Here is a 15,611-nt window from a genome sequence, read left to right on the forward strand (position 1 = left end):
GCGCGATGGACCGGACGATCGAAGCGGTGTTCTACGGCAGGCACGAGGCCGACCCGCGTGCGCTGCTGTATTTCGAGTGGCGCGAGCGTCTCGAATCCGGGTATCCGGTCGCGGGGTTCGAGTCGGCGGTTCGGGCGTTGGCGGGGGCCGAGACGGTTGATGCCGAGGGGTGTTGGGCGTTGTTGGGGGAGATCGAGTCGGTGGGGCGGGATCCGGGGTGGGGATATGAGGAGGGGGAGTCCGAAGTCGCGCTCTCGGTGCAGGCCGGGCGGTCTGAGTCGGCGGGTGGAGAGTCGGCGGTTCGGCGATCCGACGCGCGGGCCGGCGGTGTGGGGTTCGGGTCCGCGGGGGTTGGCTCGGGTGGTTGCGAGTCGACCGGGACTGGTTCGGAGTCCGGACAGGCGTCGGTCCGGCCTCCGCCTCCCGGCGGTTCCACTTCGGCTGCCGCTGGATCGGCCGATCCCTCATCGAGCGTTTCCTTCGACAACACCGCCGTGGCAGCCCCTCGGGCATTGATTGGCGTCGCGTCGTCGGATGCCGGGCCGGTCGGGTTGGTGTCGAGCGCGTCACCTGGTTCGTCCGCCAGTTCCCTCGCATCAGACGAACTCTTCGACCGCGTCTACGGCGGCTGGCTGGGCCGGTGCGTCGGCTGCGCGCTCGGGAAACCGCTGGAGAACGGGTTCGTGTGGACGCGCGAACACATCCGTACCTATCTGGAACGGGCAGGCGCGTATCCGCTGACCGACTACGTCCCCGCCTTGCTCCCACCCTCGCCCCGGTTCCCGCTCAACCCGACCTGGCCGGTGTCGGCGCGCGGCCGCATCGATGGCGCTCCGCGCGACGACGACATCGACTACACCGTCCTAGGACTGCACCTCCTCGAATCCCGCGGCCTGAACTTCACCGCCGACGACGTCGCAAAGCTGTGGTTGGAACGCATTCCCTTCCTCCAGACCTACACCGCCGAACGTGTCGCCTACCGGAACCTCGTCGACGGCCTGCACCCGCCGCGGACAGCCGAAGTCCGCAACCCCTACCGCGAGTGGATCGGCGCCATGATCCGCGCCGACATCTTCGGCTACGTCAGCCCGGGCGATCCGGAGCGCGCCGCGGGTCTTGCTGCTCGTGAGGCGGCCGTATCCCATACGGGGAACGGCGTTTTCGCGGCCATGTGGGCGGCCGCCCTGGTCGCTGCCGCCTTTACCGGGCAGGACTCGGTGCGTGGCACTTCCGCCGTGACGTCCGCTCTCGTGGCCGCCCAGAATGTCCTGCCGCCTCGTTCGCGTTTGGCGATCGCTCTTGCGGAGGTTCACGCCGACTTCGAGCGCGGTCTCTCATGGGAGGAGGCTGTGGACGACATCGACGCCAGGCACGGGGGATACAACTGGGTTCACGCCATACCCAACGCGTGCCGGGTGGCCGCCGGGTTGCTCTGGGGTGGTGGCGATTTCACGCGGACGATTGCTTCGACGGTGCAGAGTGGGGCCGATACCGATTCCAATGGAGCTACCGCCGGGTCGGTCGCTGGAATTCTGGTGGGCGCGAAGGGGATTCCTGGGCATTGGATCGAGCCGGTGCATGACATGTTGCACAGTGCGGTCATGGGTTATGACGGTGTGCGCATTTCGGAGCTTGCTCGACGTACGTGTGCACTGGTCTGACGCGGGTCGCGTGCGGTCGGCTGGTGGCGGCTTTGTATCCGGATTAGCAGGCCATACAAGGTAACCGGGGATTTCGGTGCGTCCTGGTCGGATGCTGCGGTTGGTTGACGGTTTCCAATGTTGCGGGTTCCCAAGGGGGTAGGCCTACCAAGGTTTCACACCCAATGTTGTGGCGGACCAAAAGGTTTGCCTACCCAGGTTTTCCTCTGAGCAGTGCTGGGCGCGTCGTGTGCCGTACCCGGCTTACCTCCCGCAGTTGGGTGGGTGGGGCTCTGTTCCGGCGTGGTCGACTGGCTGTGGTTGCGTTCAGGGAGGGCAATCGGGAGTGTTTGGCCGGTTTATTTCGGGAGGGCTGTTGGTCTGCCATGGGCTCAACCGCCATTTGACTACCGTCGATAGAGAAATGGTGGTTGCCCGAAATCGACGGTAGTCAAATGGTGGTTATCTGATCTCGAGCAGCAACCATTTGACTACCGTCGATTGTTCAGCCCCCTTGACATCGCACGGGCGGCTGCCGCAGGTGCCCGCAGGCGTGCAATCGGCACCCCGCAAAACACCCCCGCTTCCTCCTCGCACTACCGTTGACCTATGCGGAAGACGCCTCTCGTCCTGCTCGCACTCTGCGCCGCGGTCGCCACCGCCTGCTCCAACGGCGAAGGCCCGGCTCCCGCCACGTCGCGCGCCGAAACCCCCGAAACGACGCTGGCCGCGCCGGCTGCCCCGCCCAGCCCGGCCCAGCGCGACTGCGGCGCCGAGTACCTCGCGAAGTTCACGCCGAGGCAGAAGCTCGCGCAGCTGCTCACCGTCGGCGTCACCGGGGGCGCCGACGCGGCGAACGTCGTGCGCAACGAGCAGGTCGGCGGCATTTTCATCGGAGGCTGGACCGACCGGTCGCTGATCTCGGGGCCCGCGCTGGACGCGGTGAAAGCGGCCGCGACGACGCCGTTGATGGTGACCATCGATGAGGAGGGCGGCCGGGTCTCGCGGGTTCGCGACATCATCGGGGCGGTCCCGTCGGCCCGTGTCACCGCGCAGACCATGACACCCGAGCAGTTCTACGACGCGACCGTCACCCGGGGGCGCGACCTGAAGGAACTCGGCATCACGGTCAACTTCGCCCCGGACGTGGATGTGAGCAGCCAGCCCGACGACACCGTCATCGGTGACCGCTCCTTCTCCGATGACCCCGAGGTGGTCACCCGCTACGCCGACGCCTACATCCGCGCGATGCGCGAGGTCGGCGTCGGCACCGTGATGAAGCACTTCCCCGGCCACGGCTCCGGATCGGGCGACTCGCACACCGGTGCGGTGCGCACGCCGCCGCTGGATCAGCTCCAGACGGCCGACCTGGTGCCGTTCCGGAACTTGATCGGCTCGGGCGCGGCCGTGATGGTGGGCCACCTCGACGTCCCCGGTCTGACCGACCCGAACGTGCCCGCGAGCATCAGCCCGCAGGTCATGTCGCTGCTGCGCGAGGGCACCGGCTACGGGGCCGCACCGTTCGACGGCCCGATCTTCACCGACGACCTCGGCGGTATGGCGGCCATCACCAGCCGGATGACGATCGAGGACGCGGTCGAAGCCGCGCTGGTCGCGGGCGCCGACAATGCCCTGTGGATCACCACCGACGCCGTCCCGACCGTTCTCGACCAGCTCGAGCAGGCGATGGCGAGCGGTCGCCTACCCGCCGCGCAGGTCGACCGCTCGGTGCTGCGGATGGCCGCGTACAAGGGTGCTCTGCCGCCCTGCTGAGTGTGCGGCCGGTGGCACAGCCGCACGTACGCCCGAAGCGCACCTTCGTATGACGTACAGGCGGCCTGTCCGCCGCGCCCCGTAGTATCGCTGAGTTTCCGCCGACGGTCCCGCCATCGGCGATGTCGACCGGCCCGGCCCATTCGGCGGCCCTGCCGGACGGCATTCGCCCTGCGGCTCGCCGTGCAGGCGGGGGGAGGCGCTGACCTGTTCCACCGCACAGCTGGCCGCGGCGACTGGTGAGCAAATCCGTCCGGCGGAACTTACCTTGGAGTAATATAAGAGATTCACCATGCGGTAGGAGAGTGGATGGCGGGCGGAACGAAGCGACTTCCTCGGGCGGTTCGTGAGCAGCAGATGCTCGACGCCGCGGTCGAGGTGTTTGCGCGCAAGGGCTTCCACGATACGTCGATGGATGCGATCGCCGCCGAGGCGAAGATCTCCAAACCGATGTTGTACCTCTATTACGGCTCCAAGGACGAACTGTTCCGCGCGTGCATCCAGCGCGAGGGCCTGCGCTTCATCGAGGCCGTCGCGCCCGCCGGTAACCCGCTGCTCACTCCGCACGAGCAGGTCCGCACCGCGCTGGAGGGCTTCCTCGGGTTCGTCGACCGCAACCGCAAGTCCTGGCAGGTGCTCTACCGCCAAGCGATCGGGCAGCAAGCCTTCGCCTCCGAGATCGACAACGCGCGCGAGCGAGTCATCGAGCTCACCGCCAAGCTGCTCGAATCCAGCGCCAAGCACGCCGAACCTGGCACCAACTTCGACGTCGTCGCGGTCGCGGTGATCGGAGCAGGTGAGGCGATCGCCGACCGGGTCGCCAGCGGGCGCATCGAGGTCGCCGAGGCGGTGGACCTGCTCGACGATCTGGCCTGGCGCGGTCTGGCCGGTCGCAAGAAGCCGGAATAGCCGCATACCGTTTGCCAGCCGCGCTCCGCTCTGCCACTCTCTGTCGAGATCACAGCAGGAGGGCCCGCGCGGGCTCGGGGACAAACGGGGAAAAGTGTTCGGAATGCTCAGGCCGTGCTCGCACGGCGCCGAAAAGTACGGAATCGACGCGGCCGAATGGCGGGCGCACATGTGCGGGCTTTGTCTCGGCCTGCGGGACAGCCACGGCCAGCTCGCGCGCACCGCGACCAACACCGACGCGATCTTGCTCAGCGTATTGACCGAAGCACAGCTGCCCGCTCCTTCGGCGCGCACTACCGCGGGCCGGTGCCCGCTGCGCGGCATGCAGCGTGCCGAGGTCGCCGCCGCCGATTCGCCGGGCGTCCTGCTCGCGTCGACCGCGTCGTTGCTGCTCGGCTCGGCCAAGCTGCGAGATCACGTCGCGGATGGTGACGCTTCGCGGCTCGCTGGACGGCCCATGGCCAGGATGTCGACGCGCTGGGCGGACAGCGCGCGCAGGCAGGCGGCGCTGATCGACTTCAACGTGGAACCTCTTGTCGCCGCGATCTATTCACAACAGCTTGTGGAAAGTCGTGCTGCCGCTCTTCATCCGGCGGCGGGCGGCGAGGGGCCGAGTGGGATCGGCGGACGCGACGTGCACGCCGTCAGTCCCGACGCTGCCTCCGGCGAGCCGCCCGTCACGCTCGACGAACTCACGGCTCCGACTGCCCTGTGCGCGGCAGAACTCTTCGCTCACACTTCGATTCTGGCGAACCGACCGGAGAACGCGGACCACCTCCGCACCGTGGGAGAGCATTTCGGCCGTATCGCCCACCTCTCCGACGCCGTAGCGGATCTCGACGACGACACCGCGCACGGCCGCTTCAACCCGCTCGCCGCGACGGGCACCACCCTCGCCGAGTCGTACGAGCTGGTGCGGGAGTCCGACGCGGAGCTGCGCAGAGCCCTCGCCGCGGCCCAGCTGGCCGACGTCCCCACCGTCCGCTGGATGCTGCTCGACCCGCTGCACGCGCTGGTGCGTCGGCTCGGGAAGGGTGCCGGCGCGGTAACCGCTCACGCCTGCAACGCAACTCGCGATGGTCACGCGCACGCCCAGCGCACCACCCACCGCCCCCCGACCCGCCGCCCCAACCTCGGCCAAGCCCTCACCATCGTGTTCGGCGTCTACTGCACCGGTTACGCCTGCTGCGCCGACCACACCAGTCCGTGCACCGGCGAACGCAAGGACGCGTGGTGGAAGAGCTGCGATTGCGGTTCCTGCTGCGACTGCGGCGAGTGCTGCTCCGGCTGCGGTGATTGCTGCAGTTGTGGCGGCTGCTGCGACTGCTGACGAACACGAGAACGCCCCCGAATCAAAGCGATTCGGGGGCGTCCGCGAAGCAAGCTCAGCGCAGCGTCGCCGTCAGATGCGGGAAACCCTTCTTCGGGTGCAGCAGCGACAGATCCCAGCCGCCCTCGACCTGATCCGCGTACACGTTCACCGTCGCGGGCAACAGGATGGGCTTGCCGAATTTCACCGTGTAGGTCGCCTTCTCGGGAATGCGGCCCTCGATGTTGCTGAGGACGTTGGCCGCCGACCACATGCCGTGCGCGATCGCCTTCGGGAACCCGAATGCCTTGGCGCCCAAGGCCGAAGTGTGGATCGGGTTGTGGTCACCGGACGCGTTGGCGTACCGGGTGATCATCTTCTGATCCACCCGCAGCGCGCGCAGCGGCGGCGGGGGCACCTCTTCCGGCTTCGGCTCGCCCTTGGGCTGGTCCGACAGCGAGGTGCGCTGCTGGTGCAGGAAGGTGGTCACCTGCCGCCACACCTGCTCGCGACCCACGCTGACCTCGGTAATCGCATCCACCAGCAGACCCTTCGGGTGCTCCCGCAGGTTCTCGATGTGGGTGCGGAAGTCCAGCGGCTCGCTCACCGAGATCTCGCGCGTGCGCTCGATGACGTTCTGCGCGTGCACCGCGCCCACCGCGACGAACGGGAAGTCGCGCGCCACCACCAGCTGCATGGCCAGCGGGAAGCTGAGGATGAACGGGTAGGTCAGCGGCAGCGAGTCGCCGAAGCGCAGGCCGGTGGCCCGGCAGTAGGCGGCCAGGTGATCCGGATCCACCTTGACCCCGTCGAGCTGAACGACCCGATCCGGCACCGTGGACTTGCGCGCCGAAAGCAGCGGCACCGGAACGGCCCCCAGCGCGGCCTTCACGAAAAGGCTGCTGTTCTTGGGCGTTTCGGTGAGCGTGATGGTCTCGGTCATCATGCTCCGATCAGGCTCTGGCCGCAGACCCGAACCACGTTGCCGTTCACCGCGTTCGAGGCGGGGCTGGCGAAGAACGCGATGGTCTCGGCCACGTCGACGGTCTGACCGCCCTGCAGCAGCGAGCTCATCAGGCGACCGGCCTCGCGGGTGCCGAGCGGGATGGCGGCGGTCATCGCGGTCTCGATGAAGCCGGGCGCCACCGCGTTGATGGTGATGCCCTTCTCCGCCAGCTTCGGCGCCTCGGCGTTCACCATGCCGATGACGCCCGCCTTGGAGGCGCCGTAGTTGGTCTGGCCGCGGTTGCCCGCGATGCCCGCGATGGAGGACACGTCGATCACGCGGCCGCCCTCCTTCAGCACGCCCTTGGCAACCAGGCCCTCGGTGATGCGGTGCGGCGCGGCGAGATTCACGTTGATGACCGAATTCCAGCGGCCCTCGTCCATGTTGGCGAGCAGCTTGTCGCGGGTGATGCCCGCGTTGTGCACGATGATGTCGATGCCGCCGAAACGCTCGGTGGCGAACTCGGCGAGCTTGTCCGCGGCGTCGGGCGCGGTGACGTCCAGCGCGAGCGCGGTGCCGCCGACCTTGTTGGCGGTCTCCGAGAGCGCTTCACCCGCGGCCGGGATGTCGGCGACGATCACCTTCGCGCCGTCACGGGCGAACACCTCGGCGATGGTCGCGCCGATGCCGCGCGCGGCGCCGGTGACCACGGCGACCTTGCCTTCCAGCGGGCGGTCCCAGCTGGCCGGGGCGGTGGCGTCGTCCTTGCCGACCCGGATCACCTGGCCGTCGACGAACGCCGACTTGGCCGAGAGCAGGAAGCGCAGCGTGGACTCCAGGCCGGTCGCGGCGGCCGAGGCCTCCGGGTGGAGGTACACGAGCTGGGCGGTGGCGCCGCGCAGCAGTTCCTTGGCGACCGAACGGGTGAAGCCCTCGAGCGCGCGCTGGGCGATCTGCTCGTCTACGGTGCCCGCCAGCTCCGGCGTGGTGCCGATGACCACGACCCGGCCCGACGGGGTGATGCTGCGCATCGCGGGCTGGAAGAACTCGAACAGCTGGGAGAGGTCCTCGATCGAGCCGATGCCGGTCGCGTCGAAGACGAGCGCGCCGTACTTGGTTCCTTGGCTGACCTCGTCGGCGAAGGTGTAGTCGGAAAGCAGTGCGCGCACGGGCTCGGCGACGCGGCCCTTGCCGCCGATGAGCACCGGACCGGTCAGCGGGGGCTCACCCTTGACGTAGCGGCGCAGGTTCGCCGGCTGCGGCAGACCGAGCTTGCTCGCCAGGAACTGGCCGGGGGCGGAGTGGACGAACGATCCGTAGAGGTTGGGTGCACCCTTGCTCTTGGCTGCCACTGTTCCTACCTTTTCTGTCTCGAATTTCGCGGATGTCTGGTTCGCCCCTGGTGTTCCGCACGTTTCCGCGTGGGCCTGGACTGCGTGGCAGGCACCGCGCGGTGGGCGTGTCAGCGCACATTTGCGGGGTACGGTGTCGACAACAAACTTACTCCAGAGTAAGTTTAAAGTAAACCAACGCACGGGGCACCGATCTGCGCGAAACACCGCTCCCGGGCGCCGGACCATCCCACGAGACCTTGGAGACTCGAGTGACAAACAAAGCCCGTTCAACCAAGAGCACGGCCAAGACCGCGAAGACGACGCGTCCGGTCGCGATCGTGGGCGGCAACCGGATCCCGTTCGCTCGCTCCGACAAGGCCTACGCCCACGCGTCCAACCAGGACATGTTCACCGCCGCGCTGGACGGTCTGGTCAGCCGGTTCAACCTGCAGGGCGAGCGGCTCGGCATGGTCGTCGGCGGCGCGGTCCTCAAGCGGGTCGGCGAGCACGGCATGATCCGCGAAAGCGTTCTGGGCAGCAAGCTTTCGCCCTACACCCCGGCGCACGACCTGCAGCTCGCCTGTGGCACCGGCCTGCAGGCGATCGTCACCGTCGGTGACGCGATCGCGGCAGGCCGCATCGACGCGGGCGTCGGCGGCGGCACCGACACCACGTCCGACGCGCCGATCGGCGTCAGCGAGGGCATGCGCGAGTGGATGCTCGACGCCAACCGCGCCAAGACCAACAAGGACCGCCTCAAGCTGGTCGGCCAGCTGCGCCCGAGCATGCTCGGCATCGAGATCCCGCGCAACGCCGAGCCGCGCACCGGCCTGTCCATGGGTGAGCACGCCGCCATCACCGCCAAGGAGTTCGGCATCGCGCGCGAGGCGCAGGACGAACTGGCCTACCTGTCGCACAAGAACATGGCCGCCGCCTACGACCGCGGGTTCTTCGACGACCTCGTCACTCCGTTCCTCGGCCTGACCCGCGACGACAACCTGCGCCCGAACTCCTCGATCGAGAAGCTCGCCACCCTGAAGCCGGTCTTCGGCACCAAGCTGGGCGACGCCACCATGACCGCGGGCAACTCCACCCCGCTCACCGACGGCGCGTCCGCGGTGCTGCTTTCCAGCGAGGAATGGGCCGCCGAGCGCAACCTGCCGGTGCTCGCCCACCTGGTGGACTCCGAGGTCGCCGCCGTCGACTACATTCACGGCCCCGACGGCCTGCTGATGGCGCCCACCTACGCGGTGCCGCGCATGCTTGCCCGCAACGGCCTGACCCTGCAGGACTTCGACTACTACGAGATCCACGAGGCCTTCGCCTCCGTGGTGCTCGCGACCCTGCAGGCCTGGGAGTCCGACCAGTACTGCAAGGAGCGCCTCGGCCTCGACGGTGCGCTCGGCTCCATCGACCGCACCAAGCTCAACGTCAACGGCTCCTCGCTCGCCGCGGGCCACCCGTTCGCCGCCACCGGCGGCCGCATCGTCGCCTCCACCGCGAAGATGCTCGCCGAAAAAGGCTCCGGCCGCGCCCTCATCTCCATCTGCGCCGCTGGTGGACAGGGCGTCGTCGCCATCCTCGAACGCTGACGTAAACGCCGAAGGCGGCACCCGGGTCCTCCCGGGTGCCGCTTTTGTTTCGTCACCGCAAAGGTTTTCATTTCAGCTCAGCGTGCACGCGGCTCAGTCACAGCCGCGCAGCTTCCGAGTTCGCCTGGCAACCCGCAACGTCATAGAGTCGTCGTGGTCGGTTATCTGGCGTCCAGATCAATACTCGCTATGTCGGTTTCCGCTGGTGGCGGGACCTCGCCCATGTTGCCCCACCGGCCGCCTGCCCGCGCATTCTCATATGGTTCCGGCTGAGGTGCCTGCACTCGCTCACGCGCGTGTAGCTTGAACACCAGCCGCCATCCCGAATGATCCAACCGGCCGATGACGGGGTGCTTGACATAGCTGGTCGTGTTCTTGCGGGCATGAGCCTCGACCACGTCGACGTCCCGTGAGACCGCGACGGGGCGAGACCCGGCAACGCTGTAGTGCTCGAAGGACTTCCACCACCCGTACATTCCGGCGACGATATCGGTCGCAATCAGGTTCAGGGAGTCGATTCGCAATGCCGCCCAATTGCTCGGCGGCAACTCGAAATGTGCGCAGAAGGCCTGGCGCATGGCCGAAAGCAGTTGTCGGCGTACAGCGACTCGCCGCGCGAGGAGAAGCGGGCAAAGAGGCAGTCGAGAGCACCGGTGCGGGGACGTCGCCGCCGACGGCGAGCAACAACGTCAGCTCGTCATCCGCGCTGGTCTTGGCGGCTCGCCGGAGCACGGTCAGGCGATGGCCCTCGGGGAGAAGGCCCGCGAAGAACGGCGGTATCGCGCCGCTCGCGTTGAGCACCGGAGCCGATCGCATCGGCAGCGTCGTGGCGATCGGCTCGTCAGCGGACGCGAGATACTCGCTCCGATAAGTGAATTCGGTTCCGCCATCCGCGGTGCGGACCAGCGTGGCGGCTAGGCGACCCGCCTTGTAGACGTCGGCCTTGGTGACTCGGCGGAAGTCGGCTGGTTTGGTCACTCGGTCACGCCCAGGGTGAGGCCGACCGCATTCGCGACGGCGGCGACGGTCGCGATGCCGGTGCCTCCGCTGCCGTGCTCGATTTCGCGGACAGTACGGGTCGAAGTGCCCGCGAGCTCGGCAAGTTGCTCTTGGGTCAGGCGATGTCGACGTCTCGCGGTTCGGATCGCGTGGCCGATGGTTGTGGCTTCCGACATGGCGTCCTCTCGATCGGCAGGATGCTGCCGAAATCAGGTTGCGATGCCGAGTGTGCGCCCAGGCGATGCATGAATCGGCAATATCCTGCCGAAACACCTCTGTTGGGGCTTGCTCATTGATCAGTGAACGCGGAAACGGCAATATTCTGCCGAAACCGGTCCTGGCGGGGTCTGTGCGTGCCGGCTATGCGAAGCGGCGATGTCGCCTACTTGCGGACTGGCTTCCGCATCATCATGGCCAAGAGTCCGAAGGCAGAGGGCGCAGACTTTTCGGCGCGCCGACGATCGAACGGTTGGACGGCGGATTCGACCGACTCATCGAAAGCAGTGCGCGGCCACCCGAATTCACTTCGGGGGTAGTTCGTAATGGCCGCCGAACGCTTGGCGCATGGCGGAGAGCAGTTTGTCGGCGTACAGCGACTCGCCGCGCGAGGAGAAGCGGGCGAAGAGGGCGGCCGAGAGCACCGGTGCGGGCACGCCGACGTCGATCGCGGCATCCACGGTCCACCGTCCTTCGCCGGAGTCCGAGACCCGTCCGCCGAACGAGTCCAGGTTCGGGTCCGCGTACAGCGCGCCTGCCGTCAGATCCAGCAACCACGAGGCGACCACCGACCCCCGCCGCCACACCTCTGTGACTTCCGGCACATCGATGTCGTACTGGTAGTACTCGGGGTGTTCCAGCGGCGTCTCTTCCGCGGAGAACTCGCCCTTGTGCGCGGCGCCGTAGTTGGCTTTGTGCAGGATGTTGAGGCCTTCGGCGTAGGCGGCCATGGCGCCGTACTCGATGCCGTTGTGCACCATCTTCACGAAATGACCCGCCCCGGCCGGACCGCAGTGCAGGTAGCCCAGCTCGGCGGTGGAGGGTTCCCCGGTGCGGCCGGGGGTGCGCGGTGCGGCGTCGAGGCCGGGTGCGATGGATTTCAGCAGCGGATCCAGGTACTTCACCTGCTCGGCCTCGCCGCCGATCATCAGGCAGAAGCCGCGGGTCAGGCCGAAGACGCCGCCGGAGGTGCCGATGTCCAGGTAGTGGATGCCCTTGGGCGTGAGTTTCTCGGCCCTCTTGATGTCCTCGTGGTAGCGGCTGTTGCCGCCGTCGATGATGATGTCGCCCGGTTCGAGCAGCTCGGCGACCTGGTCGATCACCGCGCCGGTCGCCCCCGCCGGGATCATCACCCAGACCACCCTGGGTTTCTCCAGCATCCCCACGAATTCCGGCAGGTCGGTGCTGCCCCGGAAATTTTCGCCGAGATCGGCGCGCAACTCCTCGATGTTCCGGGGTTTGCGTTCGTAGCCGACCGCGGTGTGCCCGTCCTCGACGACGCGGCGAACGATGTTCGCCCCCATCCGCCCGAGACCGATCATTCCCAGCTGCATCCGTCCATCTCCCTCGTGTGTGCGAGCTGTCTGGCGGGTCGTCCTCGATTGTCCACGGGAAGTGTGTAACGCGGGGTGCGCTGCTCCGATAAACAGATCGGCTCCGCGCAGTTGCCAGACCCCCGACCCGGCAACTGCGCGGGGCTCTTCCGTGTTCGAGGCGGTTCATTGCACGAGGTTTGCTGCGCGTCCGAGCTGAACTGAAGCACCCGGCGCCGACAACTATCGTGGATAACGGCCCGCACCGTGCGCGGCCCAGAAAAGCACCTCTATCGGGGAGGACGGTTCGTGACCAGCGAGTCGAGCACCGGACACCGCGGCCGCGGCCGACACCAAGACGGCGAGGTCGGACTCCGTCATCTCCTCGAATCGAACCGCGAATCGCTAGATGAGGCGAAGACCACACAACTTCCGGTGACCCAGCCCGGACAACCGCAGCGATGGGTTGCGGACTCCGCACCGACCTCGCCGCTGCGAGTGCCTTCACAGCAGGCGGGCGCGGGTCGTGACGCCGGGCAGGACAGCTACCCGACGCAGGCGATGCCTCCCGGGCGCGAAGACAAAGGGGCGAACCCGGCACAGGCGGGCAGTGGTACGTGGGGTGGCGCTTGGGAGGAGAGCGGCCCAGCCCCAGCGACGAGCGCGGGTCAGGACAACGGCGCCTGGGCGAATGATGCCAGGCATGGCAGCCCCACCGGGCCGATGAACGGTGGGCAGACGGGCAATGCCACGTGGGCGGGCGCTTGGGAGGAGAACCTTCCCGGCCAGGCCAGCGGCGGCACGCCGGGCGCCGATGGCGCGGCCGTGGGCAATGCCGCGTGGCCGGAGAACGCCGGGCAGGCGGGTAATACAACGTGGTCGGACAGTGCCGGGCAGTCGGGCGGTACGGCGTGGCCGACTGACGCCGGACAGCCGTCCCGTGGCGAGGATGCGGCCCGCGCCGGGCAGGCGAGCAATGCGGCGTGGTCGACCAACGCCGGACAGCCGTCCCATGGCGAGGACGTGGCCCGCGCCGGGCAGGCGAGCAATGCGGCGTGGTCGACCAACGCCGGACAGCCGTCCCATGGCGAGGACGTGGCCCGCGCCGGGCAGGCGAGCAATGCGGCGTGGTTGAGCACCGCCGGACAGCGGCCCCCCGGCGAGCATGTGACCCACGCCGGGCACGCGCCGCATCGCGAAGATGCCGCGAACGCCGAGCACGCGACCGCCTTCATCCGGAGGGACGATGCGGAGCGCGCCGCGTACGGCGAGCAAGGGGCGGCCAACGAGCACGCGACCGCCTTCTTCCGTAGGGACGACGCTGAGCGCGCGGCTTATGGCGAGCATGTAGCCCGCGCCGAGCAGGCGCCGCATGGCGTAGATGTCGCGAATGCCGAACACGCGACCGCCTTCATCCGCAGGGACGATGCCGAGCGCGCGGCCTACGGCGGGCACGGGGCGGCCAACCAGCACGCGACCGCCGTCATCGGTCAGGCAGACGCGGACCGCGCGGCCTTTGGCGAGCATGCGGCACCCAACGAACACGCGACCGCCTTCATCCGCAGGGACGATGCGGAGCGCGCGGCCTACGGCGGGCACGGGGCGGCCAACGAGCACGCGACCGCCGTCATCGGTCGGACCGATGCCGACCATGCGCCCTATGGCGGGCACCCCACAGACTCCGAACACGCGACAGCGATCGTCCCCCCTGCCGACACCGAGAACCAACAGCGCTGGGCGAACGCGCGCAGACCCAGGCCGAGACCGGAGCCCGCCGATTCCGGGCCGTGGTGGCGGACCCCCGCCATCCGTCGCGCCGGAATCGTCGCGGGAGCCGTGATCGCCGTCGGTGGCCTCGGCTACGCCGTGGACGCCGTGCTCTCCTCCGGGGACGTGCCGCGCGGTGTGGTCGTCGCCGGAATCGATATCGGGGGGATGGACGTCGATGAAGCCGACGCCAAACTCCGCACCACCCTCGACGGGCGGGCCGGTCAGGAACTGCCATTGCAGATCGGCGACGTGCGAGCCGAGCTCATCCCCTCCGCCGCGGGCCTGGCCGTCGACTGGCAGGGCACCTGGGATCGCATCGGCGGCCAGCCGATCAACCCCTTCGCCCGCGTGATCTCCTTCTTCGGCACCCGCGAGGTCTCGGTCGCGAGCACCGTGGACGACGCCGCGCTGGACCGTCAGCTCGCCGCGCTGCGCGTGCACGATCGCCCCACTGTCGAGGGCACCATTCAGTTCCAGAACGGCAAGCCGGTCGCCGTCCCGCCCGTGCCCGGCCGCGTGCTCGACATGCCCGCCGCGCGAAACGCGTTGATCGACCACTGGATCGAGGGTGGCACCCTCGAATTACCCGTTGTCCCAGCACCTCTCACCGTCCGACCCGAGGCCGTACAGAGTGCGCTACACGAGATCGCCGAACCCGCCGTGCGCGGCGACGTGGTGTTCACGGGTAAGGGCGGCGACGCCACCCTCACCCCCGAACAGATCGCGACCGTCCTGAGTTTCGCTCCCGACGGCCACGGCGGTCTCGCCGCGAACTACGACCTGAACGCCGCGACCGCCATCCTCGCCCCGCAGCTCGCGCAATCCGAGGTGGAGGCCAAGGACGCGACCTTCGCCGTGACCGGCGGAGCGCCACGGGTCGTGCCCGCCGTGGTCGGCGACAAGATCAACTGGCCGAAGACCCTCGAACAGCTGCCCACGCTGCTCGCCGCATCCCAGCAGCGCAGCACGCCCGCCGTCTACGAGAAGGTCGAGCCCAAGCTCACCACCGAGGCCGCGCAGGGTCTCGGAATCATCGAACAGATGGGCGCGTTCACCACCAGCGGCTTCAGCGGACCATCCGGCGTCAACATCCGCACCGTGGCCAACAAGGTCAACGGCGCCGTCGTCCGTCCCGGAGAAACGTTCTCGCTCAACGAATTCACCGGCCCGCGCGGCACCGCGGAAGGCTACGTCGAATCCGGCATCATCGACCACGGCCGCCCCAGCACCGCCGTCGGCGGCGGCATCAGCCAATTCGCCACGACCCTCTACAACGCCGCCTACTTCGCCGGACTCGAAGACGCGGGCCACACCGAACACAGCTACTACATCTCCCGCTACCCGGCCGCGCGCGAAGCCACCGTCTTCGACGGCGCCATCGACCTCAAATTCCGCAACAACACCCAAAGCGGCGTCTACATCGAGACTTTCGCCACCGGCTCGGAGATCACCGTCCGCCTCTGGGGCACCAAGACGGTCGACGTCGAATCCATCACCGGGGAGAAGACCAAGCCCACCGAACCCAACACCATCACCCTGCCGAAGGGTAAGGACTGCATCGCGTCCGAAGGCGCGCCGGGATTCACCATTACCGATACGCGAGTGATCACCGACCGCAAGACCGGGCGCGAGGTCTCCCGTGCGACCCGCACGGTGAAGTACGACCCCATTCCGGTCGTGAAGTGCGAGTGAGCCATACGCCCGCAGTCGTACCGGCCCTCTTCACCTCATAGCGAATCCTCGGCAACACCGCTTCGTCGGTGTCCATACTTCCGAGGTCTTGCGAATTCCCCTGTAGCAGGACGTCTTT

General features: G+C 68.1%; 11 protein-coding genes and 1 pseudogene. 6 read left to right on the forward strand and 6 right to left on the reverse strand.

All coding sequences use genetic code 11. The features are described 5' to 3' along the window. The first annotated feature begins 5 nt into the window (after positions 1–5). The 4 genes from FB390_RS07120 (at position 6) to FB390_RS07135 (ending at position 5,652) form a co-directional block, all read left to right on the forward strand. The gene (locus tag FB390_RS07120; RefSeq protein WP_141808225.1) at positions 6–1,661 is read left to right on the forward strand and encodes an ADP-ribosylglycohydrolase family protein; all 1,656 of its coding nucleotides are present in this window, start codon (positions 6–8) and stop codon (positions 1,659–1,661) included. Between the two features lie 588 nt (positions 1,662–2,249). Next, positions 2,250–3,413, forward strand: a complete 1,164-nt coding sequence (locus FB390_RS07125) for a glycoside hydrolase family 3 N-terminal domain-containing protein (RefSeq protein WP_141808226.1) — start codon at positions 2,250–2,252, stop codon at positions 3,411–3,413. A 309-nt stretch (positions 3,414–3,722) separates the two neighbouring features. Further along, a complete protein-coding gene (locus tag FB390_RS07130; protein ID WP_141808227.1) occupies positions 3,723–4,322 on the forward strand; it encodes a TetR/AcrR family transcriptional regulator in 600 nt (199 codons plus the stop codon). A gap of 103 nt (positions 4,323–4,425) precedes the next feature. Further along, entirely contained in the window at positions 4,426–5,652 is a 1,227-nt protein-coding gene (locus FB390_RS07135; RefSeq protein ID WP_141808228.1) for a DUF5685 family protein, read from the forward strand. A gap of 55 nt (positions 5,653–5,707) precedes the next feature. Here the strand turns inward: FB390_RS07135 and FB390_RS07140 are convergent, their stop codons facing one another. Beyond that, on the reverse strand, positions 5,708–6,574 hold the full coding sequence (locus tag FB390_RS07140) for a MaoC/PaaZ C-terminal domain-containing protein (protein ID WP_097246719.1): 867 nt from the start codon (positions 6,572–6,574) through the stop codon (positions 5,708–5,710). Next, the gene (locus tag FB390_RS07145; protein WP_141808229.1) at positions 6,574–7,929 is read right to left on the reverse strand and encodes a 3-oxoacyl-ACP reductase; all 1,356 of its coding nucleotides are present in this window, start codon (positions 7,927–7,929) and stop codon (positions 6,574–6,576) included. The genes FB390_RS07140 and FB390_RS07145 overlap by 1 nt, the downstream gene beginning before the upstream one ends. Positions 7,930–8,180: 251 nt before the next feature. On the opposite strand from FB390_RS07145, the gene FB390_RS07150 reads away from it, so the two are divergent. Further along, complete coding sequence (locus tag FB390_RS07150) at positions 8,181–9,503, forward strand: acetyl-CoA C-acetyltransferase (RefSeq protein WP_141808230.1); 1,323 nt, start codon at positions 8,181–8,183, stop codon at positions 9,501–9,503. Positions 9,504–9,664: 161 nt separating this feature from the next. On the opposite strand, the gene FB390_RS34095 is transcribed toward FB390_RS07150, so the two are convergent. From FB390_RS34095 to gnd, 4 genes and pseudogenes are all read right to left on the reverse strand, one after another. Then, positions 9,665–10,081 (reverse strand): hypothetical protein, encoded by a 417-nt coding sequence (locus FB390_RS34095; RefSeq protein WP_246124362.1) that lies wholly within the window; start codon positions 10,079–10,081, stop codon positions 9,665–9,667. A 91-nt stretch (positions 10,082–10,172) separates the two neighbouring features. Then, positions 10,173–10,481: pseudogene (locus FB390_RS34100) on the reverse strand (HipA N-terminal domain-containing protein); the annotation flags it as partial. Further along, on the reverse strand, positions 10,478–10,678 hold the full coding sequence (locus tag FB390_RS07160) for a helix-turn-helix transcriptional regulator (RefSeq protein ID WP_141808232.1): 201 nt from the start codon (positions 10,676–10,678) through the stop codon (positions 10,478–10,480). The gene FB390_RS07160 and the pseudogene FB390_RS34100, both read right to left, overlap by 4 nt. A gap of 345 nt (positions 10,679–11,023) precedes the next feature. Then, positions 11,024–12,052 carry a phosphogluconate dehydrogenase (NAD(+)-dependent, decarboxylating) gene (gene gnd, locus FB390_RS07165; RefSeq protein WP_141808233.1) on the reverse strand — a complete coding sequence of 343 codons (1,029 nt, stop codon included), beginning with the start codon at positions 12,050–12,052 and terminating at the stop codon, positions 11,024–11,026. A gap of 702 nt (positions 12,053–12,754) precedes the next feature. On the opposite strand from gnd, the gene FB390_RS07170 reads away from it, so the two are divergent. Continuing rightward, positions 12,755–15,493 (forward strand): VanW family protein, encoded by a 2,739-nt coding sequence (locus FB390_RS07170; RefSeq protein WP_246123898.1) that lies wholly within the window; start codon positions 12,755–12,757, stop codon positions 15,491–15,493. The last annotated feature ends 118 nt before the right edge of the window (positions 15,494–15,611 follow it).

Source organism: Nocardia bhagyanarayanae (assembly GCF_006716565.1).
Lineage (GTDB): Bacteria > Actinomycetota > Actinomycetes > Mycobacteriales > Mycobacteriaceae > Nocardia > Nocardia bhagyanarayanae.

What these genes read in the sequence shown, in the direction of transcription:
- gnd (WP_141808233.1), bottom strand. Translation starts at nt 12,052, where the DNA reads ATGCAGCTGGGAATGATCGGTCTCGGGCGGATGGGGGCGAACATCGTT.
- FB390_RS34095 (WP_246124362.1), bottom strand. Translation starts at nt 10,081, where the DNA reads ATGCGCCAGGCCTTCTGCGCACATTTCGAGTTGCCGCCGAGCAATTGG.
- FB390_RS07140 (WP_097246719.1), bottom strand. Translation starts at nt 6,574, where the DNA reads ATGACCGAGACCATCACGCTCACCGAAACGCCCAAGAACAGCAGCCTT.
- FB390_RS07125 (WP_141808226.1), top strand. Translation starts at nt 2,250, where the DNA reads ATGCGGAAGACGCCTCTCGTCCTGCTCGCACTCTGCGCCGCGGTCGCC.
- FB390_RS07130 (WP_141808227.1), top strand. Translation starts at nt 3,723, where the DNA reads ATGGCGGGCGGAACGAAGCGACTTCCTCGGGCGGTTCGTGAGCAGCAG.
- FB390_RS07160 (WP_141808232.1), bottom strand. Translation starts at nt 10,678, where the DNA reads ATGTCGGAAGCCACAACCATCGGCCACGCGATCCGAACCGCGAGACGT.
- FB390_RS07170 (WP_246123898.1), top strand. Translation starts at nt 12,755, where the DNA reads ATGAACGGTGGGCAGACGGGCAATGCCACGTGGGCGGGCGCTTGGGAG.
- FB390_RS07120 (WP_141808225.1), top strand. Translation starts at nt 6, where the DNA reads ATGGACCGGACGATCGAAGCGGTGTTCTACGGCAGGCACGAGGCCGAC.
- FB390_RS07135 (WP_141808228.1), top strand. Translation starts at nt 4,426, where the DNA reads ATGCTCAGGCCGTGCTCGCACGGCGCCGAAAAGTACGGAATCGACGCG.